The organism is Streptomyces sp. DSM 116793, assembly GCF_057320905.1.
The window spans coordinates 7081956-7105168 of the sequence record NZ_CM170494.1 but is presented as its reverse complement, the minus strand read 5'-3'; the positions used below and the strand labels follow the sequence as shown (position 1 = coordinate 7105168).

The following is a 23213-nucleotide window of genomic DNA, read 5'->3' as shown; positions in this document are numbered from 1 at the left end:
CGACCAACCACCCACCACCCCAAACCACACGGCTTGAGTTCACTGGGGCCGGCAACCGAAGACACAACCAAGCGGCCGCGCCCTCAGACACCCAACAGCGTGCTCGACCCGTCCCACCCGAAGAACCACGTTCCACGCCCCCACAAGGGCAGTACTAGCAGCCTCCAGCCCAGAACCAGGCCGAATAGTCAACGTTCCACCCATGAGCAACCGGCACCGGACACTCGCCGATGAACCGGCCTCTGACCCGAACCCCACAACAGGATCCGAGTAAGAAGTGCTCCTTAGAAAGGAGGTGATCCAGCCGCACCTTCCGGTACGGCTACCTTGTTACGACTTCGTCCCAATCGCCAGTCCCACCTTCGACGACTCCCTCCCACAAGGGGTTGGGCCACCGGCTTCGGGTGTTACCGACTTTCGTGACGTGACGGGCGGTGTGTACAAGGCCCGGGAACGTATTCACCGCAGCACTGCTGATCTGCGATTACTAGCGACTCCGACTTCATGGGGTCGAGTTGCAGACCCCAATCCGAACTGAGACCGGCTTTTTGAGATTCGCTCCACCTCACGGCATCGCAACTCATTGTACCGGCCATTGTAGCACGTGTGCAGCCCAAGACATAAGGGGCATGATGACTTGACGTCGTCCCCACCTTCCTCCGAGTTGACCCCGGCGGTCTCCCGTGAGTCCCCAGCACCACAAAGGCCTGCTGGCAACACGGGACAAGGGTTGCGCTCGTTGCGGGACTTAACCCAACATCTCACGACACGAGCTGACGACAGCCATGCACCACCTGTACACCGACCACAAGGGGGACCGTGTCTCCACGGTTTTCCGGTGTATGTCAAGCCTTGGTAAGGTTCTTCGCGTTGCGTCGAATTAAGCCACATGCTCCGCCGCTTGTGCGGGCCCCCGTCAATTCCTTTGAGTTTTAGCCTTGCGGCCGTACTCCCCAGGCGGGGCACTTAATGCGTTAGCTGCGGCACGGACCACGTGGAATGTGACCCACACCTAGTGCCCACCGTTTACGGCGTGGACTACCAGGGTATCTAATCCTGTTCGCTCCCCACGCTTTCGCTCCTCAGCGTCAGTATCGGCCCAGAGATCCGCCTTCGCCACCGGTGTTCCTCCTGATATCTGCGCATTTCACCGCTACACCAGGAATTCCGATCTCCCCTACCGAACTCAAGCATGCCCGTATCGACTGCAGACCCGGAGTTAAGCCCCGGGCTTTCACAACCGACGTGACACGCCGCCTACGAGCTCTTTACGCCCAATAATTCCGGACAACGCTTGCGCCCTACGTATTACCGCGGCTGCTGGCACGTAGTTAGCCGGCGCTTCTTCTGCAAGTACCGTCACCTTGCGGCTTCTTCCCTGCTGAAAGAGGTTTACAACCCGAAGGCCGTCATCCCCCACGCGGCGTCGCTGCATCAGGCTTGCGCCCATTGTGCAATATTCCCCACTGCTGCCTCCCGTAGGAGTCTGGGCCGTGTCTCAGTCCCAGTGTGGCCGGTCGCCCTCTCAGGCCGGCTACCCGTCGTCGCCTTGGTAGGCCATCACCCCACCAACAAGCTGATAGGCCGCGGGCTCATCCTTCACCGCCGGAGCTTTCCACACCGAGGAGATGCCTCCCGGTGTCATATCCGGTATTAGACCCCGTTTCCAGGGCTTGTCCCAGAGTGAAGGGCAGATTGCCCACGTGTTACTCACCCGTTCGCCACTAATCCCCGACCGAAACCGGTTCATCGTTCGACTTGCATGTGTTAAGCACGCCGCCAGCGTTCGTCCTGAGCCAGGATCAAACTCTCCGTGAATGCTTCCCCGTACTCGGGGCGAACACATCACGAGAGCGGTGCGGGAAGAGGAATTATCTTCCCGCACACAGCATCCTCGCTGTGTATTTCTTTCAAAGGAACCTCGTCACCGGAGAACAATCTCCGGCAGACGGGGTATCAACATATCTGGCGTTGACTTTTAGCACGCTGTTGAGTTCTCAAGGAACGGACACTTCCTTTGTACTCACCCCGGAACCAAGTTCCGCAGCTTTCCTCCGGGCGTTTCCCTTCGGTGTCTCCGACTTTATCAGAAGTTCTGAGTCGGATTTTCCGTCCCCCTCGGGCGGCCCGGATGCCCCCAGCTGAGGGTCAGTCGGCTTCCCGTCGAGGCGGAGCCGTAAACGTACTGGAGCAGGGCGCCCGGATGCAAATCGAGGCGCCCTGCTCCGAGTTGGCGGCCGGTGGGTACCGGCCAGGGTCAGACCTCCACCACGACCGGGAGGATCATCGGACGGCGGCGGTAGGTGTCGGAGACCCACTTGCCGAGCGTGCGCCGCACGAGCTGCTGGAGCTGGTGGGGCTCGACCACGCCGTCCTGGGCCGAGCGCTGGAGGACGTCCTCGATCTTCGGGATGACGTCGCCGAAGGCGGAGTCGTCGATGCCGGAGCCGCGGGCCTGCACGAAGGGCCCGCCCGTGATCTTGCCGGTGGAGGAGTCCACCACCACGAACACCGAGATGATGCCCTCGTCACCGAGGATGCGGCGGTCCTTCAGCGAGGTCTCGTTGACGTCGCCGACGGAGAGGCCGTCCACATAGACATAGCCGGCCTGGACCTTGCCCGAGATCTTGGCCTTGCCCTCGACCAGGTCGACGACCACGCCGTCCTCGGCGATGACGATGCGGTCGTGCGGTACGCCGGTGAGGGCGCCCAACTCGGCGTTGGCGCGCAGATGGCGCCACTCGCCGTGCACCGGCATCAGGTTCCGGGGCCGGCAGATGTTGTAGAAGTAGAGCAGTTCGCCGGCTGAGGCATGGCCGGAAACATGGACCTTGGCATTGCCCTTGTGGATCACGTTGGCGCCCCACCGGGTGAGCCCGTTGATCACCCGGTAGACGGCGTTCTCGTTGCCCGGGATGAGGGAGGACGCCAGGATCACCGTGTCGCCCTCGACGATCCGGATCTGGTGGTCGCGGTTGGCCATCCGGGACAGGGCCGCCATGGGCTCGCCCTGGGAGCCGGTGCAGATGAGGACGATCTCGTGGTCCGGCAGGTCGTCGAGCGTCTTGACGTCCACCACGAGCCCCGGAGGCACCCGCAGATACCCCAGGTCACGGGCGATGCCCATGTTGCGGACCATGGAGCGGCCGACGAAGGCGACCCGGCGCCCGTACTCGTGGGCGGCGTCCAGGATCTGCTGGATGCGGTGCACATGGCTGGCGAAGCTCGCGACGATGATCCGCTTGTGGGCGCTCGCGAACACCTGGCGCAGTACCTGGGAGATGTCGCGCTCATGCGGGGTGAAGCCGGGCACCTCGGCGTTGGTCGAGTCGGCTAGGAGCAGGTCGATGCCCTCCTCGCTGAGCCGGGCGAAGGCGTGCAGGTCGGTGAGGCGGCTGTCCAGCGGGAGCTGGTCCATCTTGAAGTCGCCCGTGTGCACGGCCATGCCCGCGGGCGTGCGGATGGCGACCGCGAGCGCGTCCGGAATGGAGTGGTTGACGGCGACGAACTCGCAGTCGAAGGGGCCGATGCGCTCCCGCTGCCCCTCGGAGACCTCAAGGGTGTACGGGCGGATGCGGTGCTCCTGGAGCTTCGCCTCGATCAGGGCGAGGGTCAGCTTGGAGCCGATCAGCGGGATGTCCTCCTTCTCGCGGAGCAGGAAGGGCACACCGCCGATGTGGTCCTCGTGACCATGCGTGAGGACGATGCCCTCGATGTCGTCGAGGCGGTCCCTGAGCGACGAGAAGTCCGGCAGGATCAAATCGATTCCGGGCTGCTCCTCCTCGGGGAAGAGCACTCCGCAGTCGACGATCAGCAGACGGCCGTCGTATTCGAAGACGGTCATGTTGCGGCCGATTTCGCCGAGGCCGCCCAGCGGGGTGACGCGCAGCCCCCGGGCGGGCAACTTCGGCGGCGGACCGAGTTCAGGATGCGGATGACTCAAAAGACTCTCCTCACCATGCGCGCCACGTACCAGTGGGGCACGTGGCGCGCATGACGTTCGTGCGGTGGCAGTCGTCGATGGAAGGCAGGGGTACTCACCCTGCGACCAGGACACGGCGACGATCCGGCCGGGCCCTGGTGGTGTTCGGCGTTCATTGAGTTGTGCGTATTCAGTTGTGAAGTCTGTGGCGGGCGGCGGCCCAGCGGGACGGTGCCTGCGGCCGGGCTCACGGGCCCCTCTTTACAGCTGTACCCCGCCCGCGGCCAGGTCGAGCTTGAGCTGAGCGGTCTCCTCCGCGGAGAGCTCGACGAGCGGGAGGCGCAGCGGGCCGGCGGGCAGGCCCTGCAGGCCGAGCGCCGCCTTGCAGGTGATGACGCCCTGGGTGCGGAACATCCCGGTGAAGACCGGCAGCAGCTTCTGGTGGATCTCGGTGGCCTTCTGCACGTCACCGGCGGTGAACGCCTCCAGCATGGCGCGCAGCTCGGGGGTGACCACATGGCTGACCACGGAGACGAAGCCGATGGCGCCCACGGAGAGCAGCGGAAGGTTGAGCATGTCGTCGCCGGAGTACCAGGCGAGGCCGGAACGGGCGATGGCCCAGCTCGCCCGGCCGAGGTCGCCCTTGGCGTCCTTGTTCGCGACGATCCTGGGGTGCTCGGCGAGGCGGACGATGGTCTCGGTGTTGATCGGGACGCCGCTGCGGCCGGGGATGTCGTAGAGCATCACCGGCAGCCCCGTGGCGTCGGCGATCGCCGTGAAGTGCTGGTACAGCCCCTCCTGCGGGGGCTTGTTGTAGTACGGCGTGACGGTGAGCAGGCCGTGCGCGCCGGCCTGCTCGGCGGCGCGGGCCAGCTCGATGCTGTGGCGGGTGTCGTTGGTGCCGACGCCGGCGACGACGTGGGCACGGTCCCCGACGGCCGCGACGACGGCTCGTACCAGCTCCGTTTTCTCCGCGTTGGTGGTGGTGGGGGACTCGCCGGTGGTGCCGTTGACGATCAGGCCGTCGTTGCCGGCGTCCACCAGATGGACGGCGAGACGCTGTGCGCCGTCGAGGTCCAGAGCGCCGTCCGCCGTGAAGGGCGTGATCATGGCGGTGAGGACCCGCCCGAAGGGGATCTGCGGAGTGGAGGTCGGAGCCATGGGTAATACGCTACTCGCTGCTCAGCGCGCGGTCCTCCCTCGGGGGACGCGCCCGGGCGGCCGGGGCCGGGCCGGACGGCGCCCGAAGGCCGACGTCAGGACGGGGACAAGGGTGGAGCCCGGCACTGCCTGCTCGGGGGTTCAAGCAGTGCCGGACCCGTCAAATCAGGCTAGATGAAAATCGCTAAATACCGCAATACGGACAGTTCACCCGGCTGAATCGGAGGCGCGGCTGCCCACCCGGCAGGCGCCGCGCGCGGACTTGCCCCCGGGAGGACGCCGCCGACGGCAGACGCCGGGCGGCCGGGCGCACACGGGCGGGCCCGGTCAGGCGCCGTGGGCCTGTTCCGCTACGGCGCCACCCTCCCGTTCGCGTTGAAGGCCGCGTGTGTCAGCGGCATCAGCCGGGCCCAGTGCTCCTCCATCCGCTCCCCCACCATCTCGATCTCGCGCTGCGGGAAGGACGGCACCTTCGCCAGCTCGTGCTGGGTGCGCAGGCCGAGGAAGTGCATCAGGGAGCGGGCGTTGCAGGTGGCGTACATGGAGGAGAAGAGGCCGACCGGGAGGACCGAGCGGGCCACCTCGCGGGCCACGCCCGCGGCGAGCATCGCCTGGTACGCCTCGTACGCCTGCCGGTAGGAGTCCTCCATGGCGCGGACGGTCAGCTCGTGCTGCTCCCGGCTGCCGGGGACGAAGACGTACTTGCCCGGGCGGCCCTCCTGGACCAGCTTGCGGGAGGCGCCGGGCACGTAGAAGACGGGCTCCAGGCGGCGGTAGCGGCCCGATTCCTCGTTGTACGACCAGCCGACGCGGTGCCGCATGAACTCGCGGAAGACGAAGATCGGGGCGCTGATGAAGAAGGTCATCGAGTTGTGCTCGAAGGGGCTGCCGTGCCGGTCCCGCATCAGGAAGTTGATCAGGCCCTTGGAGCGCTCCGGGTCCTTCTTCAGCTCGTCCAGCGACTGCTCGCCCGCGGTGGAGACACGGGCGGCCCACAGCACGTCCGAGTCGCTGGCGGCGTGCTTCACCAGCTCGACGGTGACGTCGCTGCGGAAGCTGGGCTTGGGGTCGTCGGCGGGTGTGTCGGTCACGCTTCAGGGTCCTTCCCCTCTTGGCTCGGGCGCCGCCCACTCTACGGTCCGGCACTGACAACCGGCCCCGGCCCCGGGTGCCCCATACGCCCTCCTACCGCTGTGAACGGCGGCGAAGCAACTGATCTTCAGTGAAGACGGTTGATCACCGAAGAATTCAAGTGAAACGGGCACTTCCCGGTGGTTTCGAGCGTCTACAGGGGTAGCGGCGCTCTGTTCGAGTCGCCGCGTCGATCGATGCATCCGAGGAGTGGTAACCCCCATGTTCCGCCGGCGTGAGCCCATCCCCTTCGCCTTTCTCGCCGATACCGACAGGTTCCGCAGCAATGTCGCTCCCCCGCCCCGCCCGCGGCCCAGCACCGGGGAGCTGGCGGGCCGGGTGCTGCTGGGGCTGACGGTGGTCGCCGGGCTCGTCGGCTCCGTGATCCTCGGCCTGCCCGCGCTGTCCGCGCACCAGCCCGCGGAGCACGCCCACCAGTCCGAGGCGCAGACCGGCACGGCCCAGGGCCGCTGACCGCCCACCGCGGCTCGCCGCTCACCATCCGGACCCCCGAGGGTGGTGGGCGGCCGGCCGGCTGGATAGCCTCACCGGGCACAGCCCTGAGTGGATTGAGTGAGGATCAGCCGTGCCCCTGCCCTTTCTGACGGCCGACCGCGCGTTCGACGAGGCGTCCGCCGATGTCGCGCTGCCGTTCGACGACCGTGACCGCTGGCGCCGCCCGTATCGGCCCGGCCCCTGGCGGGTGGCCGCCGCGGCGGTGCTTCTGCTGCTGTCCTCATATGTGCTGGTCGCAGCCGTGATCATCGCCTTTGCGGGGACGCCCGCGGGTGGTGGGACCTGTGCCGGGCTCGCCGTGCTGATCATCCTCGGCGCGCTCAGGCTGCTCCGGGTGGGCACCTGGGTCAGCGCGCACGGGCTGCGCCGCGTCGGCTTCTTCGTCACCCGTACGGTCCCGTGGGGGCAGGTGGTCGCGGTACGGACCGTTCAGCAGCCGGTGCGGTGGCTGGGTCTGCCGCGCACGGTCCAGGGGCAGGCGCTGATTCTCGTCCGCGCGGACCGGCAGGATGAGCGGGCTGCGTTGCTCACCACGCATGACGGGGACTTTCTGCGGCGGGCGGAGGCGTTCGATCGGGCGTCGGACGCGGTGGAGGCGTGGGCGGAGGAGTATCGGCGCGGGTGACGCCTCCGGCGCGGGGTGCGCCTCCGGCGGGGCGCCTCCAGCGCGGTGCGCTTCCAGCGGGGGCGCCCCCGTAGGGGCGCGGGGAACCGCGCACGCAACCACCCGCCGGTCGGCGGTCCGCACACGACAGGAACAGCCCCTTCAGGACGGTGGCGATCCGACGGTCTCGTCGTGGCTGGTCGCTCCCCCGCTGCCTGAAAGGCGTGGGAGGTGTCCCCGGTTCCCCGCGCCCCTGGGTAGGCCGGGGCTGGCCCGACACCGCCGCCCCGCGCCCCTGGGTCAGCCGGGGGCGGGCACCGACAGCCGTTGCCCCTACGGGGCGCCCGTGCCGCTGTCGTGGAGTGTGATCGCGCGCTGTATCGCCTTGCGGGCGCGCGGCGTGTCGCCGGCGTCGTGGTAGGCGACGGCCAGGCGGAACCAGCAGCGCCAGTCGTCCGGCGACCGCTCGGTCTCGGACTTGCGGCGTTCGAAGACGGCGTCCGCACTGGCCCGGTCGGGACGGCCCGAGGGCCTGCGGACCGGTTCGTCCACGGGTGGCCCGCCCCCGGCGGAGCCTTCGGCGGACACCACCGCCGCCAGCCTGTTCGCGCGCCGTACGAACCGCGTGTTCTGCCACAGGAACCAGAGGCCGAGCAGGGGCAGGACCAGCACCGCCGCCCCGAAGACGACCGTGAGCGGGGTGCCGTGCCGGATCAGCAGGACACCCCGGCCGGCGGCCAGGACCAGGTACCCGACCAGGGCGGCGGCCGTGATCGCGTAGGTCACCTTCGCGCGCATCGCAGTCACCGTCCGGTGGTCGGGCGGCCGGGCCTGGGCGGCCGGAGGGCCGGGGCGGGTCAGACGTCGGATGTGGGGTCGGCCGTCGGGGACGGGACCCAGCTACCGAGAGCTCGACTCAGGACTTGAGCACAGGACTCAGATCTTGAGGTCGAGGAAGTGCTCCAAGCCGTAGGTGAGCCCCGGTGTGTCCACCACACGGCGTGCCGCGAGCAGGATGCCCGGCATGAAGCTGCTGTGGTGCAGGGAGTCGTGCCGGATGGTGAGGGTCTCGCCCTCGCCGCCGAGCAGCACCTCCTGGTGGGCGAGGAGGCCGCGCAGCCGTACCGAGTGCACGGGGACGCCGTCGACGCTCGCCCCGCGGGCGCCGTCCAGCGCGGTGACCGTCGCGTCCGGCGCGGGGCCGCTGCCCGCCTCGGCCCGGGCCTTGGCGACGAGCTGGGCGGTGCGGGCGGCGGTGCCGCTGGGGGCGTCGGCCTTCTTGGGGTGGTGCAGCTCGATGACCTCGACGGACTCGAAGTACGGGGCGGCCGCCTCGGCGAACTTCATGGTGAGCACCGCACCGATGGAGAAGTTCGGCGCGACGAGAACGCCTGTGCCTGGCGCGGCGTCGAGCCAGCCGGTCAGCCGGGCGAGCCGGTCCTCGGTCCACCCGGTGGTGCCGACCACGGCGTGTACGCCGTTCCTGACGCAGAAGTCGAGGTTGTCCATGACCGATGCCGGGGTGGTCAGCTCGATGGCGACCTGGGCGCCGGCCTCGGTGATCCGCTCCAGCGGGTCGTCGCGCTCGACTTCCGCCACGAGGTCCATGTCCTCGGCGGCCTCGACGGCCCGGGCCGCCGCGGAGCCGATCCGGCCCCGGGCGCCGAGCACCGCCACACGCAGCTTGCTCATTCCTTGATCCTTGTCGGTACGGGGCCCGGGGCACCACCGGTGTGCCCCCGGACGGGCCCGGCGAGTCCCCCGGGAGGGCCGGCGAGTCCAGCGGGTGCGCACGGCGGGGCCCCGGGCGGCACCGGTGGTGCCGTGTCGCGGGCGCCGCCGAGCGACGGCTCGGGCCGCCGACGGGCGACGGCTCGGGTGCGGCTAGGCGACGGCGTCGTCCAGCCGGGCGGCCTGCTTGTCCTTGAGCGGGCCGATGACGGAGAGCGAGGGGCGGTGCCGGAGCAGGTCGTGGGCGACGTCGCGGACGTCGTCGGGGGTGACCGCGGATATCCGGGAGAGCATCTCGTCCACCGACATCTGCTCGCCCCAGCACAGCTCGCTCTTGCCGATCCGGTTCATCAGCGCGCCGGTGTCCTCCAGGCCGAGGACGGTGGAGCCGGAGAGCTGGCCGATGGCGCGGCCGATCTCCTCGTCGGACAGGCCGTGCTCCGCGACGTGGTCCAGCTCGTCGCGGCAGATCTTCAGCACGTCGTGCACCTGGCTCGGCCGGCAGCCGGCGTAGACGCCGAAGAGGCCGCAGTCGGCGAAGCCGGAGGTGTACGAGTAGACGCTGTAGGCGAGGCCCCGCTTCTCCCGCACCTCCTGGAAGAGGCGGGAGGACATGCCGCCGCCGAGGGCGGTGTTGAGCACCCCGAGGGCCCAGCGGCGGTCGTCGGTGCGGGGCAGGCCCGGCACGCCGAGGACGACGTGGGCCTGCTCGGTCTTGCGGCCCAGCAGTTCGACCCGGCCGGCGGTGCGCACGGCGCGGTGGCCGTCGCGCGGGGCGAGCGGCTCGGCGTCGGCCCGGGTGAGGGAGCCCGCACGCTCGAAGGCGGCACGCACCTGGCGCACCACCTTGTGGTGGTCGATGTTGCCCGCGGCGGCCACCACCAGGTGGGTGGGGTCGTAGTGCCGCTTGTAGAAGCGGCGGATGCGGTCGGCGGTGAGGGCGCTCACCGTGTCGACGGTGCCGAGGACGGGGCGGCCCAGCGGGGTGTCGCCGAGCATGGTGTGCGCGAAGAGGTCGTGCACGCAGTCGCTGGGGTCGTCCTCGGTCATCGCGATCTCTTCGAGGATCACGCCGCGCTCGGCGTCGACGTCCTCCTGGCGGATCAGCGAGCCGGTCAGCATGTCGCAGACGACGTCGATGGCCAGCGGCAGGTCGGTGTCGAGCACGCGCGCGTAGTAGCACGTGTACTCCTTGGCGGTGAATGCGTTCATCTCGCCGCCGACGGCGTCGATGGCGGCGGAGATGTCCAGCGCGGAGCGCTTGCCCGTGCCCTTGAAGAGCAGGTGCTCCAGGTAGTGGGTGGCGCCGTTCAGGGCGGGGGTCTCGTCGCGGGAGCCGACGTGGGACCAGATGCCGAAGGTGGCGGAGCGGACGGAGGGCAGGGTCTCGGTGACCACGCGCAGGCCGCCGGGCAGGACGGTGCGGCGGACCGTGCCGATGCCGTCCTGGCCCTTGAGCAGGGTTTGGGTATGGGCGACGGCCCGCACCTTGGAATCGGTGCGGGCCGTCGCCGTGGAGCTACGGGACGTCACTTGGCGGCAGCATCCTTGTTGTCGTTCTTGTCGTTCTGCTGGGCGTCGCCGTCGGCGTCGTCCTCGCCCTCGATCACCGGGATCAGCGAGAGCTTGCCGCGGGAGTCGATCTCGGCGATCTCGACCTGGACCTTCTGGCCCACCCCGAGGACGTCGTCGACGTTCTCGACCCGCTTGCCGCCGGCGAGCTTGCGGATCTGCGAGATGTGCAGCAGGCCGTCCTTGCCGGGCAGCAGGGAGACGAACGCGCCGAAGGTGGTGGTCTTCACGACCGTGCCCAGGTAGCGCTCGCCGACCTCCGGCATGGTCGGGTTGGCGATGCCGTTGATCGTGGTGCGGGCGGCCTCGGCGGAGGGGCCGTCGGCGGCGCCGATGTAGATCGTGCCGTCGTCCTCGATGGTGATGTCGGCGCCGGTGTCCTCCTGGATCTGGTTGATCATCTTGCCCTTGGGGCCGATGACCTCGCCGATCTTGTCCACCGGGATCTTGACGGTGATGATCCGCGGGGCGTGCGGCGACATCTCGTCGGGCCGGTCGATGGCCTCCATCATCACGTCGAGGATGTGCAGCCGGGCGTCGCGGGCCTGCTTGAGGGCGGCGGCCAGCACGGAGGCCGGGATGCCGTCCAGCTTGGTGTCGAGCTGGAGCGCGGTGACGAAGTTCTTGGTGCCGGCGACCTTGAAGTCCATGTCGCCGTACGCGTCCTCCGCGCCGAGGATGTCGGTGAGGGTGACGTAGTGCGTCTCGCCCTCGATCTCCTGCGAGATCAGGCCCATGGCGATGCCGGCGACCGGCGCCTTCAGGGGCACACCGGCGTTCAGCAGGGACATGGTGGAGGCGCAGACGGAGCCCATGGACGTCGAGCCGTTCGACCCGAGGGCCTCGGAGACCTGGCGGATCGCGTAGGGGAACTCCTCGCGGCTGGGCAGCACCGGCACCAGCGCGCGCTCGGCGAGCGCGCCGTGGCCGATCTCACGGCGCTTCGGGGAGCCGACGCGGCCGGTCTCGCCGGTGGAGTAGGGCGGGAAGTTGTAGTTGTGCATGTAGCGCTTGCGGGTCACCGGGGAGAGGGTGTCCAGCTGCTGCTCCATGCGGAGCATGTTCAGCGTGGTGACGCCCAGGATCTGGGTCTCGCCGCGCTCGAAGAGCGCCGAGCCGTGCACCCGGGGGATGGCCTCCACCTCGGCGGCGAGCGTACGGATGTCCGTGACGCCGCGGCCGTCGATCCGCTTCTTCTCCTTGATCACGCGCTCGCGCACCAGCTTCTTGGTGAGCGCGCGGTACGCGCCGGAGATCTCCTTCTCGCGGCCCTCGAACTGCGGCAGCAGCTTCTCGGCGGCGAGGTTCTTCACGCGGTCCAGCTCGGCCTCGCGCTCCTGCTTGCCCGCGATGGTGAGCGCGGAGGCCAGCTCGTCGCGGACGGCGGTGGTCAGCGCCTCCAGGACGTCGTCCTGGTAGTCCAGGAAGATCGGGAACTCGCCGGTGGGCTTGGCGGCCTTCGTGGCGAGGTCGGACTGGGCCTTGCAGAGCACCTTGATGAAGGGCTTGGCGGCCTCCAGGCCGGCGGCGACGACCTCCTCGGTGGGGGCCTCGGCACCGCCGTCGATCAGCTTGATGGTCTGCTCGGTGGCCTCGGCCTCGACCATCATGATCGCCACGTCGCCGTCGTCGAGGACGCGGCCCGCGACGACCATGTCGAAGACGGCGTCCTCGAGCTCGGTGTGGGTCGGGAAGGCCACCCACTGGCCCCTGATCAGGGCGACCCGGGTGCCGCCGATCGGCCCGGAGAAGGGCAGGCCCGCGAGCTGCGTGGACGCGGAGGCGGCGTTGATCGCGACGACGTCGTAGAGGTGGTCGGGGTTGAGCGCCATGATCGTCTCGACGATCTGGATCTCGTTGCGCAGGCCCTTCTGGAAGGACGGGCGCAGCGGGCGGTCGATCAGGCGGCAGGTGAGGATGGCGTCCTCGGAGGGGCGGCCCTCCCGGCGGAAGAAGGAGCCGGGGATCTTTCCGGCCGAGTACATGCGCTCCTCGACGTCCACCGTGAGCGGGAAGAAGTCGAGCTGGTCCTTGGGATTCTTGGACACGGTGGTGGCGGACAGCACCATGGTGTCGTCGTCCAGGTACGCCACGGCGGATCCGGCGGCCTGCTTGGCCAGGCGGCCCGTCTCGAAGCGGATGGTGCGGGTGCCGAAGGAGCCGTTGTCGATGACGGCCTCGGCGTAGTGGGTCTCGTTCTCCACCAGCAAAATCTCCGTTACGTCTGCTGTGTCCCCGGCCCGTGTGGCGGGGGACCTGCGGAGAAGCGCGCCTTGTGTGCTGGCCGGTCTTCGATCGAAGCACCCGGGGTGCGATGCCCGGGGGCCACTACCGAGGACCGGCGGCGGCTGGGGTGCGCTCCTCCTCGTCGATGGTGTGTTCAGTTGTCCTGCGCGGCTCCCGGCCGGTGGCCGGGAGCCGGTTCTTGTGCACCAGACTACAAAGCGGTGAAGACACCGCGCACGTGCCGCGTACGGGCCCGGCCACCGCGGCCGGCCGCCGGCGGTCGGAATCCCGGCCGTGACCGGGCGGAAATCCGCGCCGTCACCGGGCGGAAATCCCGGCTGTGACCGGGCGGAAATCCGGGCCGCCGTGGCCGGATTCCGGGCCGTGGCCGGGGAATCAGGCCGGCCCCGGGGTGGGGTACGGCATGGGAAGTGCGCCATGTCCATGGCCGGCGCGCCCGTGCTCGCGCCCCGGTACCGCGGTGCGGGAACCCGCCGCGGGCGGCCGGCGCGGCACGGGCGTGGCATGGGCACGGCTATGCGAAAGGGAGCGGCTCCCAGTGGCGGGAACCGCTCCCTGTACGGCGTGCTACCTCGCGCCCGCGGCGCCGCGGCGGATGCCCAGGCGCTCGACCAGCGTACGGAACCGCTGGATGTCCTTCTTGGCGAGGTACTGGAGCAGGCGGCGGCGCTGACCGACCAGGATCAGCAGGCCACGGCGGGAGTGGTGGTCGTGCTTGTGGGTCTTGAGGTGCTCGGTGAGGTCCGAGATACGGCGCGAGAGCAGGGCGACCTGGACCTCCGGGGAGCCGGTGTCACCCTCCTTGGTGGCGAACTCGGTCATGATCTGCTTCTTCGTGGCGGTGTCGAGCGACACGCGTACTCCTCGTTCGGGTCTTGGTTCGTCTTCACGACGGCCACCGAGTGCCCCTGGTCTTGGTCTCAGGGGAGCTTCCGTGACTCGGGAGGCGGGGATCCGCTGGGCGCCGCCTCCAGGCCCCGCCATGCACGGGATCCGGGGGCGCGTACACAAACGGCCGATGACAGCCTACCAGTGGTGTGCAGGCGGTCGGTCACCGGTTGTGCCCGGCCGGAGAGGTGGGGGCGGCCGTTCCCCGGGCGGCGGCTCCCGTGTGCGATCGCGGCGGCGGTCCGTGGGCGCCAGGACGGGCGTCCGGGGCTCCGGCAGGGGTCCGCTGCGGGCCTCGCCGTGGTCGCTCGCGCAGTCCCCGCGGCCCCTTGACGGGCCCTTGCGTGCCCGCGACCTCTTCGGCCGCCAGAAGCGCGGGCTCCGGCGCGGCGCCCCGGGCTCGGGCGCGGTGCCCCGGGCTCGGGCGCGGTGCCCAGGGCTCGGGCGCGGTGCCCAGGGCTCGGGCGCGGTGCCCAGGGCTCGGGCGCGGTGCCGCGCAGGCCCCGTCGTGGTCGCGCGCGTCGCGCCGCTCCTCGGGCGTCTCGGAGCGTCGGCTCAGCTCGTCATCGCGCGCGCCGAGGCGTAGACGTCGAAGACGGCGAGCGTCAGCGGCACCAGCGTCAGCAGGACGAAGCCCTCCGCGATCTCCAGGAAGCGTCCCCAGAAGGGGCTGACGCCCTTGTTCGGGATGATCAGGCCGATGGCGGTGGTCAGCGCGGTGGCCGCGGCGATCACGGCGGCGAGCCACAGGGCGCGGATGTCGAGGCCCGTGCTGTCACCGGCCAGCGCGTGCCGGATCAGGGTCTGCGGGGGGTTGAGGCAGAGCCCGAGACCGAGCAGCAGCAGTGCGCCGAGGCCGGCGGCGAGGGCGGCCACCACCTGTGCGGTGTAGCGGAACAGCCGCGCCCGCATGATCATCGCGATGCCGGTGGCGCAGGCGAGGAGCTGGCCCCAGACGTTGTCGGCGAAGCCGAGCACCGCCGCGGCGCCCACGGCCACCAGCGCGCAGCCGCCGACCAGGCCGACCAGCAGCTCATGGCCGCGGCGCGCCTGGGCTGCGATGCGCTCGGCGTCGACCGGCTCCTGCGGACCGGGGTCGGCGGCGCCGGCGGGCGTGGCGTGCGGGGACTCGAAGCCGATCGGCAGCCGGGCGAACCGCATGGAGAGACCGGGCAGGAAGGCCAGCGCGCCCACGGCGACCGGCGCGCACACCGCGGCGGTCTCGATCGGGGCGATGTCGGTGAGGCTGGCGATGAAGACCGTGAGCACGCCGACGGCGGAGGCGAAGACGAACGCCACGAAGGGGCTGTCGCCGCCGGGCGAGAGGACGGTGAGGACCACCGCGGCGACCAGCACCGCCGCGCACGCCAGCAGGAACTGCAGCCGGCCGATCCCCTCGTGCGCGCCGAGCGCCAGCAGCCCGGACCCGGCCACCGCCACGTTGGGCAGCGCGCCGAGGCCGAGCGCGACGGCGGAGCCCCGGTCGTCGTAGACCCGGGCGCGCACGGCGGCGAGCGTGACCAGCAGGACGCCGGCGACGGTGGCGAGGATGCCGGAGAGGCCGTGCATGTCGTGCGTCGGCCGGGAGGTCCACAGGACGAAGGCGAGCAGGGCCGGCAGGACGCCGCCGGCGACCAGGCCGGCGCCGCGGGTGAGCGACTCGTTCCACAGGGTGCTGTCGCGGGACACCGCGGAGGCGACCGCGTCGGAGACGTCGTCGTAGACGGCGGGCGGCAGCGACTCGGCGAAGGGGCGCATGCTCAGCAGCTCGCCGTCGAGGACGCCCTGCGCGGCGAAGGTGCGGGCGCTGTCCAGGACGGTGCCGTCGCGGCGCACCAGGTGGTAGCCGACGGGCGCGCCCTCTGCGGGGCTCTGCGCGGACAGGCGCAGCACCTCGGGGTAGAGGTCGGCGACGGGTACGTCGTCGGGCAGCGCGACGTCGACGCGGCTGTCGGGGGCGACGATGGTGACGCGGCAGAAGCCGAGCTCCGATCTGACGCCGGCCTGCGCTGCCGGCCCAGGGCCGCCGGTTCCGGCACCCGCCGTCGAGGACACCATGCTCACCTGCTACTCCCCCTCACGGGTCACGGGTCCTTGGGCCCTCACAGGTCGAGGACCGCCTGTCCGGCCTGCACTGGGCCCCTCGCTCCCGGCCCCCGCCTGCCGCGGCCCGGTGCGGGCGGCCGGCCGGGGCCGTGGCATCGGCCCAGCCCCCATTGGCCGTTGGCGCCCAGCGCGGGCGTGCGGGCGACACCCTACCGTCCGCTTCCCCGCTCATATGTCAGTAGGATCGCACGGCGCATCGGCGTCCGTCAGAACACGTCTCGGGGGACGCGGACCTAAGAATCCGCAGGAATGGACGAGCAGTGAGCCAGATCATCGTCAAGCGGCCGCCACGGGTTCTGCCGTCGGAGGTGCCGACGGAGGAGATCGAGCTGCAATCCCCGCCCGAACTGCCGCGGGGCCAGCAGGAGGGCGCGCTCATGCAGTTGCTGCCCATGCTGGGCATGGGTGGCTCCGTCGTCTTCTACTTCATGCCGACCACGCAGCCGTTCATGAAGGTCATGGGCGCGGTGATGGTGGCGTCCACGCTGGCGATGTCGATCTCCATGCTGATCCGCTACCGCCGGGGCACCCAGGGCGAGTTGGCGAACATGCGCCGCGACTACCTGCTGTACCTCTCGCAGACCCGGCACACCGTCCGTGACACGGCACGGGCGCAGCGGGACGCCCAGTACTATCTGCACCCCTCCCCCGAACAGCTGTGGGCGCTGGTCGCCGAGGGCAGCCGGGTGTGGGAGCGCCGCCCCGGCGACGACGACTTCGCGCAGGTGCGCATCGGGCTCGGCCCGCAGACGCTGGCCTCGCCCCTGCTCGCCCCGCAGACTGCGCCGGTGGAGCAGCTGGAACCCCTCACCGCGCACGCCATGCAGCGCTTCCTCGCACTGCACAGCACCCTGGACGAGCTGCCCATGGCGGTGTCGCTGCGCGCCTTCTACCACCTGACCATCAGCGGTGACCCGGACTGCGCGCGGGCCACCGCCCGGGCGGTGGCGGCGTCGCTGGCGTCGCTGCACTCGCCGGAGGACCTGGTGATCGCGGTGGCGGCGGGCCGGGACGGGGCCGCGCACTGGGAGTGGGCGAAGTGGCTGCCGCACTGCCAGATCCCGGGCGCGCCGGACGGCGCCGGCAGCCGGCGCCTGATCACCGGCGACACCATGGAGCTGGAGGAGCTGCTCGCCGCCCGCCTGCAGGGCCGGCCCCGCTTCCACCCCGCGGGCGCCCCGCTGCCGGAGGAGCCGCACATCGTCGTCATCCTGGACGGCGTCTCGCTGCTGCCGGTCTCCACGCTGGCGAGCCCGGAGGGGCTGCAGGGCGTGACGGTCGTGGAGGTGGTGGCCGGCGAGCTGTCCGGTGCGCGCGGCGGTCTTTCCGTGGTGGTGCACCCGCGCACGGTCCACCTGGAGTCGGAGGACGGCCTCGTCTACGAGGGCACGCCCGACCTGCTGTCGTACGAGGCCGCGGAGGCGCTGGCCCGGCAGCTCGCGCCGCTGCGGGTGGCCTCCGGCGGCGAGGACGACGAGCCGCTGCTGGCCAACCTGGAGTTCACCGACCTGCTGGGGCTGGGTGACGCCGCGTCGGTGGACACCAAGCGGACCTGGCGGCCGCGGGCGCTCGCCGAACGGCTGCGGGTGCCCATCGGCGTCGGCGAGGACGGCCGCCCCGTGATGCTGGACCTGAAGGAGGCCGCGCAGGAGGGCATGGGCCCGCACGGGCTGTGCGTGGGCGCGACCGGGTCCGGCAAGTCGGAGCTGCTGCGCACCCTGGTGCTGGGGCTCGCGGTCACCCACTCGTCGGAGACGCTGAACTTCGTGCTCGCGGACTTCAAGGGCGGTGCGACGTTCGCGGGCATGGCGCAGATGCCGCACGTCGCCGCGGTGATCACCAACCTGGCCGACGACCTGACGCTGGTGGACCGGATGGGCGACTCCATCCGCGGTGAGCTCAACCGCCGCCAGGAGATGCTGCGGGACGCCGGCAACTACGCCAACATCCACGACTACGAGAAGGCGCGCGCCGCGGGTGCGCCGCTCCAGCCGATCCCGTCGCTGGTCCTCGTCATCGACGAGTTCAGCGAGCTGCTGACCGCCAAGCCCGACTTCATCGAGATGTTCGTGCAGATCGGCCGCATCGGCCGGTCGCTGGGCGTGCACCTGCTGCTGGCGTCGCAGCGCCTGGAGGAGGGCCGGCTGCGCGGCCTGGAGACCTATCTGTCGTACCGGGTGGGTCTGCGGACGTTCTCCGCCGCGGAGTCCCGCGCGGCGCTCGGTGTCCCGGACGCCTACCACCTGCCGAACGTGCCCGGCTCGGGTTACCTGAAGTTCGGCACGGACGAGATGGTGCGGTTCAAGGCGGCGTACGTCTCCGGGGTGTACCGCTCCGGTGCGCAGCAGGCCGCGCTCGGCGGTCCCGTACCGGTCGAACGGCGGCCGGTGCTGTTCACGGCCGCGCCGGTGCCGGTGCACTACGCCGACCCCGGGGAACGGGCGGCGCAGGGCAGTGCGGAGGCCGGGCGGGCCGAGGACAGCGCGCTCGCCGACACGGTCCTCGATGTGATCGTGCGCCGTCTCGAGGCGCAGGGCCCGGCGGCGCACCAGGTGTGGCTGCCGCCGCTGGACAGCCCGCCGCCGCTGGACGCGCTGCTGCCCGGTCTCGCGCCGGTGCAGGGCCGGGGCCTGACCCAGCCCGGTTACGAGGGTGCGGGGCGCCTCGTCGTCCCGGTGGGCCTCGTCGACAAGCCGTACGAGCAGCGGCGCGACCCGCTGTGGTGCGACTTCTCCGGCGCCGCCGGCCATATGCAGATCATCGGCGGCCCGCAGTCCGGCAAGTCCACTCTGCTGCGCACCCTGGTGGCGTCGTTCGCGCTCACCCACACCCCGCACGAGGTGCAGTTCTACGGCCTGGACTTCGGTGGCGGCGGCATGGTCGCCGTCGCCGGGCTGCCGCACGTCGGCGGTGTGGCGTCCCGGCTCGATCCGGAGAAGGTGCGGCGCACCGTCTCCGAGGTGTACGGGGTGATGAGCCGGCGCGAGGAGTACTTCCGCGCGCGGGGCATCAGCTCCATGGCGGAGTACCGGACGCGGCGCGCCCGGGGCGAGATCTCGGTGACGGACCAGCCCTGGGGCGACGTCTTCCTGGTCATCGACGGCTGGGGCAACTTCCGCTCCGACTACGAGGCCCTGGAGGAGTACGCCCTGGACATCGCGGCCCGGGGCCTCGGCTACGGCATTCACCTGGTGCTGGCCGCGTCCAGGTCGATGGAGGTGCGGTCCAACCTCAAGGACCAGCTGATGAACCGCCTTGAGCTGAGGCTCGGCGACCCGATGGACTCGGAGTTCGACCGGAAGGTCGCCGCGAACGTGCCGGCCGGTGTGCCCGGCCGTGGCCAGACCCCGCAGAAGGCGCACTTCATGGCCGCGGTGCCGCGCATCGACGGCCTCAGCTCCGACACGGAGCTGTCGGAGGCCACGGCCTCGCTGGCCAGTGAGGTCTCCCGGCACTGGACGGTCCCCGGCGCGCCTCAGGTGCGGCTGCTGCCGCGCGAGTTCCCCGCGGCCCAACTGCCCGCGGGGCATGTGCACCCCGAGCGCGGCGTGGCGTTCGCGCTGGACGAGAACAATCTGGAGCCGGTCTTCGTGGACTTCGAGCAGGACCCGTTCCTGCTCGTCTACGGCGAGAGCGAGTCGGGCAAGTCGAACCTGCTGCGGCTGCTCATCAAGCAGCTCACGGAGCGGTACTCCGGCGACGTCTGCAAGTTCTTCGTCGTCGACAACCGCCGCGCGCTGCTGGACGTCACGCCCCGCACGCACCTCGCGGAGTACGTGCCGATGTCGAACGCCATGGGCCACCACGTGGAGGCGCTGGCGGACCTGATGCGCCGGCGCACGCCCACCGCCGACGTCACCGCGCAGCAGTTGCGGGAGCGGAGCTGGTGGCGGGGGCCGACGGTGTTCGTGGTGGTCGACGACTACGACCTGGTCTCCACGTCCAGCGGCAACCCGCTGGCCGACCTCACCGAGATGCTGCCGTTCGCCCGGGACGTCGGCGTCCGCTTCGTCATCGCCCGCAGCTCCGCGGGGGCGGGGCGGGCCACGTACGAGCCGTTCATCCAGCGGATGACGGAGCTCGGCGCCCAGGGGCTCATCCTCTCCGGCGACCCCGGGGAGGGCGACCTGATGGCGGGCGTCCGCCCGCGCCCGATGCCCACGGGCCGCGGCGTCTTCATCTCGCGCCGACGGGGCAGGCCCCTGGTCCAGACGGCCCTGATGCCCGACATCCACTGACCCCTTCCGCCTCTCCTCCGCCCCGCCCGGCACCCGCCCCGGCCGCTGCGTGCCGGGCGGGCTGGACCGGAGTGGGCGTGGCGGGCGCCCGCACCCGCACCCGCACCCGCACCCGCACCCGCACCGAAGTGTTTCGGCCTCCGCCCGTCCGGGGTGACCACAACTCCCCCGTCAAACCCTCACAGACGGCGACCGCCCGGCCACGGGCCAAACGCCCCCCTGCGGGCGCCGCATTGGTAGGTTGACGCCTGCCCCCGCGGATCGGACTTCGGCCCGATCACACATAGAATTCGCGCCACAGGGCGGGTGTACGCGGAGGGTGGCGGGTGCCGGGGGAGGCACCGGTGCGCGGTCGTACGCCGCATGACGGGGAAGGGGTTGCCGGATGGCATGGGACGAGTGGGAGCAGCTCAAAGCGGAGGCCGCCGGCCGGCAGTCCGCGCGGATGGAGCTGAACTCCGTACCGGTGGACGGAGGCAGCACCTCGTCCGCCCCGGGCGACCTCAAGGTCAGCCAGAAGGATCTGGCCGCGGTCGGTGACGCCGCCTACAAGCTGTACAACGACTTCAACAAGTACAGCGACCACGCCCGGCTCTCCTCGATGAGTGCCGCGGGCGGCCTGGAGAAGGAGGGCTTCGCGATCGGCGGCGCGCTCGACCACGTCGCGGAGCACTGGATCGACCAGTGCCAGAGCCTGCTGGACGCCTGCGCGCACATCTCCAACCACATGGACTTCACGAAGAAGGCGCACGCGGGCGACGAGGTGTACATCGCAGGCACCCTGAGCAGCATCTCGACGCTCGACAAGGGCTTCGACGAGCGGAAGGGCAGCTGATGGACCTCGACGCGCTCCGCTTCGGCAACTTCTCCAAGCTCGGCGACGCCATCACCGACTGGGAGGAGATGGCCAAGAAGCTCGAGACCCTGGCCCGCGACGCCCAGCACAACCTGAAGGGCAAGGCCGACAAGGCGAACTGGGCCGGTGTGAACTCCCAGGTATCCCGCGGCTTCATCGACAAGACCGCCGGAGAGTTCGGTGACGCCCACACCCAGGCGAACACCGTCCACAACATCCTCAAGGACACCTACGACGAGCTCACCGGCTACCGGAAGCAGCTCAACGAGGCCATCGACCGCGGCCTGAAGAAGAACCTCACCGTGGTGGACACCGGTAACGGCGGCTTCACCGTGACCATGAACATCCACCCCGACCGGGCCGCCGAGGGCACCAAGGTCCCCGAGCACAGCGAGCAGGACGTCAACGACCTCCGCGACGAGGTCCAGCGGATCCTCAAGAACGCCACCGACAGCGACACCTCCGCCGCGAAGGCCCTGCGGCTCATCGTCGACCAGGCGAAGTACGGGTTCTCGGACGCCGACTACTCGGACCGTGACTCCGCGGCCAAGGCCATCAAGGCGGCCGAGGATATGGCCGCTCTGATGAAGAAGGACCCGAAGGACCTGAGCGACGCCGAGCTCAAGGAGCTCAACGACAACCTCGCCAAGTACGGCAAGGACCCGCTCTTCGCCGAGACGCTCGCCACCGACGTCGGCCCGAAGAAGACCCTGCAGTTCTGGACGGACCTCGCCGACCCTCAGCAGCCGACCTACGACCCCGAGCGGGACAAGCTCGCCAAGGCGCTCCAGAAGAGCCTCGGAATCACGCTCGGCACCGCCACGCTCTCCGACAGCCCCGCCATGGACGCGTGGGAGAAGCAGATGGTGGACCTCGGCCCGCAGGGCATGGGGGACGACGAGGACGGCTTCCCCAAGGGCTTCCAAGTGATGAGCGCCCTGATGCGGTTCGGGGACTACGACGACCAGTTCCTCAACGACTACGGCGACAAGCTCGTCGCCTACGACAAGGACCACAACAGCGAGGATCCGAACTTCTGGATAAACAACTTCGACCAGTCGGACCTCAACTTCTACGGCAAGGGCGACCGCGGCCGGGACCCGATGACGGGCTTCCTGGAGGCGCTCGGGCACAACCCGGAGGCATCCACGCAGTTCTTCGCCCAGCCGGACGGCGTCAAAGGCACGGTCGACCAGGACTCCGAGCTCAACGACCACTTCAAGTACCTCACCGAGGAACGCCATTGGTGGTCGGACCAGCCCCAGACCAAGCACGGCTACATGGCCGGCCAGGACGCCCTGGGCCATGCTCTGGAGTCGGCCACGACCGGCTACGCGTATGACGCCAAGCCGCCCGGCCCGGGCGCCTTCGTCGACCACCGCAGCGCCGCCACGGCGGGCGTGATGGAGCAGGTCGCCTACCTCTACGGGGGCGAGAACGGCCCGAAGATGCTGCACGAGCACCCGGAGCTGGCGGACAGCCTCGGCAAGATGGCGTCGGCCTACATCGACGACATCGACTACAGCATGTCCGGCATCGGCGACCACGGCAGGGATGCCGACAACTTCCCCGCCAGGTACCCGGGCCGGGCGGACTTCGGCAATGACGGCGCCATCAATTTCCTGAGCGTCCTCGGCCAGAACGAGGAGTCGCACAAGATCACGTCCGGTGCCCAGCATCTCTACACGCTCAGCCTGCTCCAGCAGAATCCGCCCACGGACCAGGAGCACTACGACCGGGCCAAGGACGCGCTGAGCATGGAGGCGCAGACCCGCGGCGTGCTGGACCACTCCCGCGTCCAGCAGGCGGCGGCCGACTACGGCGCGGACGCGGACGACGCCAACAAGTCCCTGGGCAGGTCCACGGACTGGATCAAGTGGGGCGTCGGCGTGACCATCGGCGCGGGTGTGGCCGCCATTCCCGGCGCGGAGGGGGCGGGTGTCGCGATCATCCCGCTCGCCACGGAGACGGCCGGCAGCGCGGTGGAGGAGTTCATCGGCCAGGGTATCGACAACGCGGCGGACAAGGCCGAGCAGGATCCGACCGCCAAGGCCCAGATGACCAGCCAGAAGTTCTTCACGGCGGGTGCCGGCGCCATCGGTGACGACTACGACTACTACTTCAGGGGCCACGAGAAGCAGGGCGACTTCGACAATGTCGTGGGCGACCTCAACGACAAGTACTACGGCACCGGCCCCAACGAGGACAGGTACCGCGGACGCCCCCCGTACAAGGACTGAG

The 23213-nt window shown here is 70.2% G+C and carries 14 protein-coding genes and 1 rRNA gene; 5 read left to right on the top strand and 10 right to left on the bottom strand.

The genetic code is table 11. The annotated features are described in order from the left end of the window. Positions 1 to 288: 288 nt before the first annotated feature. From ACSMXW_RS27945 to thyX, 4 genes are all read right to left on the bottom strand, one after another. Positions 289 to 1818: ribosomal RNA gene (locus ACSMXW_RS27945) — 16S ribosomal RNA — on the bottom strand. 439 nt (positions 1819 to 2257) lie between these two features. Continuing rightward, positions 2258 to 3943: a ribonuclease J gene (locus tag ACSMXW_RS27940; RefSeq protein WP_485800294.1), complete on the bottom strand. Its 1686-nt coding sequence runs from the start codon at positions 3941 to 3943 to the stop codon at positions 2258 to 2260. A gap of 240 nt (positions 3944 to 4183) precedes the next feature. Continuing rightward, on the bottom strand, positions 4184 to 5083 hold the full coding sequence (gene dapA, locus ACSMXW_RS27935) for a 4-hydroxy-tetrahydrodipicolinate synthase (RefSeq protein WP_485800293.1): 900 nt from the start codon (positions 5081 to 5083) through the stop codon (positions 4184 to 4186). Between the two features lie 350 nt (positions 5084 to 5433). After that, a complete protein-coding gene (gene thyX / locus ACSMXW_RS27930) occupies positions 5434 to 6174 on the bottom strand; it encodes an FAD-dependent thymidylate synthase (RefSeq protein WP_485800291.1) in 741 nt (246 codons plus the stop codon). A gap of 262 nt (positions 6175 to 6436) precedes the next feature. Here thyX and ACSMXW_RS27925 point away from each other — a divergent pair, with 262 nt between their 5' ends. After that, positions 6437 to 6688: a hypothetical protein gene (locus ACSMXW_RS27925; RefSeq protein WP_485800290.1), complete on the top strand. Its 252-nt coding sequence runs from the start codon at positions 6437 to 6439 to the stop codon at positions 6686 to 6688. 112 nt (positions 6689 to 6800) lie between these two features. Next, the gene (locus ACSMXW_RS27920; RefSeq protein WP_485800289.1) at positions 6801 to 7355 is read left to right on the top strand and encodes a hypothetical protein; all 555 of its coding nucleotides are present in this window, start codon (positions 6801 to 6803) and stop codon (positions 7353 to 7355) included. Between the two features lie 312 nt (positions 7356 to 7667). On the opposite strand, the gene ACSMXW_RS27915 is transcribed toward ACSMXW_RS27920, so the two are convergent. The 6 genes from ACSMXW_RS27915 to eccD form a co-directional block, all read right to left on the bottom strand. Beyond that, positions 7668 to 8132 (bottom strand): hypothetical protein, encoded by a 465-nt coding sequence (locus tag ACSMXW_RS27915; RefSeq protein WP_485800287.1) that lies wholly within the window; start codon positions 8130 to 8132, stop codon positions 7668 to 7670. A gap of 138 nt (positions 8133 to 8270) precedes the next feature. After that, positions 8271 to 9026, bottom strand: a complete 756-nt coding sequence (dapB, locus tag ACSMXW_RS27910) for a 4-hydroxy-tetrahydrodipicolinate reductase (protein WP_485800285.1) — start codon at positions 9024 to 9026, stop codon at positions 8271 to 8273. 192 nt (positions 9027 to 9218) lie between these two features. Continuing rightward, positions 9219 to 10598, bottom strand: coding sequence for a M16 family metallopeptidase (locus tag ACSMXW_RS27905; RefSeq protein ID WP_485800283.1), 1380 nt, complete (start codon positions 10596 to 10598; stop codon positions 9219 to 9221). After that, positions 10595 to 12841 carry a polyribonucleotide nucleotidyltransferase gene (locus tag ACSMXW_RS27900; protein ID WP_485800280.1) on the bottom strand — a complete coding sequence of 749 codons (2247 nt, stop codon included), beginning with the start codon at positions 12839 to 12841 and terminating at the stop codon, positions 10595 to 10597. Before ACSMXW_RS27900 ends, ACSMXW_RS27905 begins: the two co-directional genes overlap by 4 nt. A gap of 610 nt (positions 12842 to 13451) precedes the next feature. After that, on the bottom strand, positions 13452 to 13739 hold the full coding sequence (gene rpsO / locus ACSMXW_RS27895) for a 30S ribosomal protein S15 (protein ID WP_485800278.1): 288 nt from the start codon (positions 13737 to 13739) through the stop codon (positions 13452 to 13454). A gap of 588 nt (positions 13740 to 14327) precedes the next feature. After that, a complete protein-coding gene (gene eccD / locus ACSMXW_RS27890) occupies positions 14328 to 15830 on the bottom strand; it encodes a type VII secretion integral membrane protein EccD (RefSeq protein WP_485808362.1) in 1503 nt (500 codons plus the stop codon). Between the two features lie 308 nt (positions 15831 to 16138). Here eccD and eccCa point away from each other — a divergent pair, with 308 nt between their 5' ends. The 3 genes from eccCa (at position 16139) to ACSMXW_RS27875 (ending at position 23212) form a co-directional block, all read left to right on the top strand. Next, positions 16139 to 20116, top strand: a complete 3978-nt coding sequence (gene eccCa / locus ACSMXW_RS27885) for a type VII secretion protein EccCa (protein WP_485800277.1) — start codon at positions 16139 to 16141, stop codon at positions 20114 to 20116. A 385-nt stretch (positions 20117 to 20501) separates the two neighbouring features. Continuing rightward, positions 20502 to 20951: a hypothetical protein gene (locus ACSMXW_RS27880; protein ID WP_485800275.1), complete on the top strand. Its 450-nt coding sequence runs from the start codon at positions 20502 to 20504 to the stop codon at positions 20949 to 20951. Continuing rightward, complete coding sequence (locus ACSMXW_RS27875; protein WP_485800271.1) at positions 20951 to 23212, top strand: DUF6571 family protein; 2262 nt, start codon at positions 20951 to 20953, stop codon at positions 23210 to 23212. Before ACSMXW_RS27880 ends, ACSMXW_RS27875 begins: the two co-directional genes overlap by 1 nt. Position 23213 lies beyond the last annotated feature (1 nt).

Coding starts and splice junctions, on each gene's coding strand:
- dapA (WP_485800293.1), bottom strand. CDS start 5,083: ATGGCTCCGACCTCCACTCCGCAGATCCCCTTCGGGCGGGTCCTCACC.
- ACSMXW_RS27925 (WP_485800290.1), top strand. CDS start 6,437: ATGTTCCGCCGGCGTGAGCCCATCCCCTTCGCCTTTCTCGCCGATACC.
- ACSMXW_RS27915 (WP_485800287.1), bottom strand. CDS start 8,132: ATGCGCGCGAAGGTGACCTACGCGATCACGGCCGCCGCCCTGGTCGGG.
- dapB (WP_485800285.1), bottom strand. CDS start 9,026: ATGAGCAAGCTGCGTGTGGCGGTGCTCGGCGCCCGGGGCCGGATCGGC.
- eccD (WP_485808362.1), bottom strand. CDS start 15,830: ATGGTGTCCTCGACGGCGGGTGCCGGAACCGGCGGCCCTGGGCCGGCA.
- ACSMXW_RS27880 (WP_485800275.1), top strand. CDS start 20,502: ATGGCATGGGACGAGTGGGAGCAGCTCAAAGCGGAGGCCGCCGGCCGG.
- ACSMXW_RS27875 (WP_485800271.1), top strand. CDS start 20,951: ATGGACCTCGACGCGCTCCGCTTCGGCAACTTCTCCAAGCTCGGCGAC.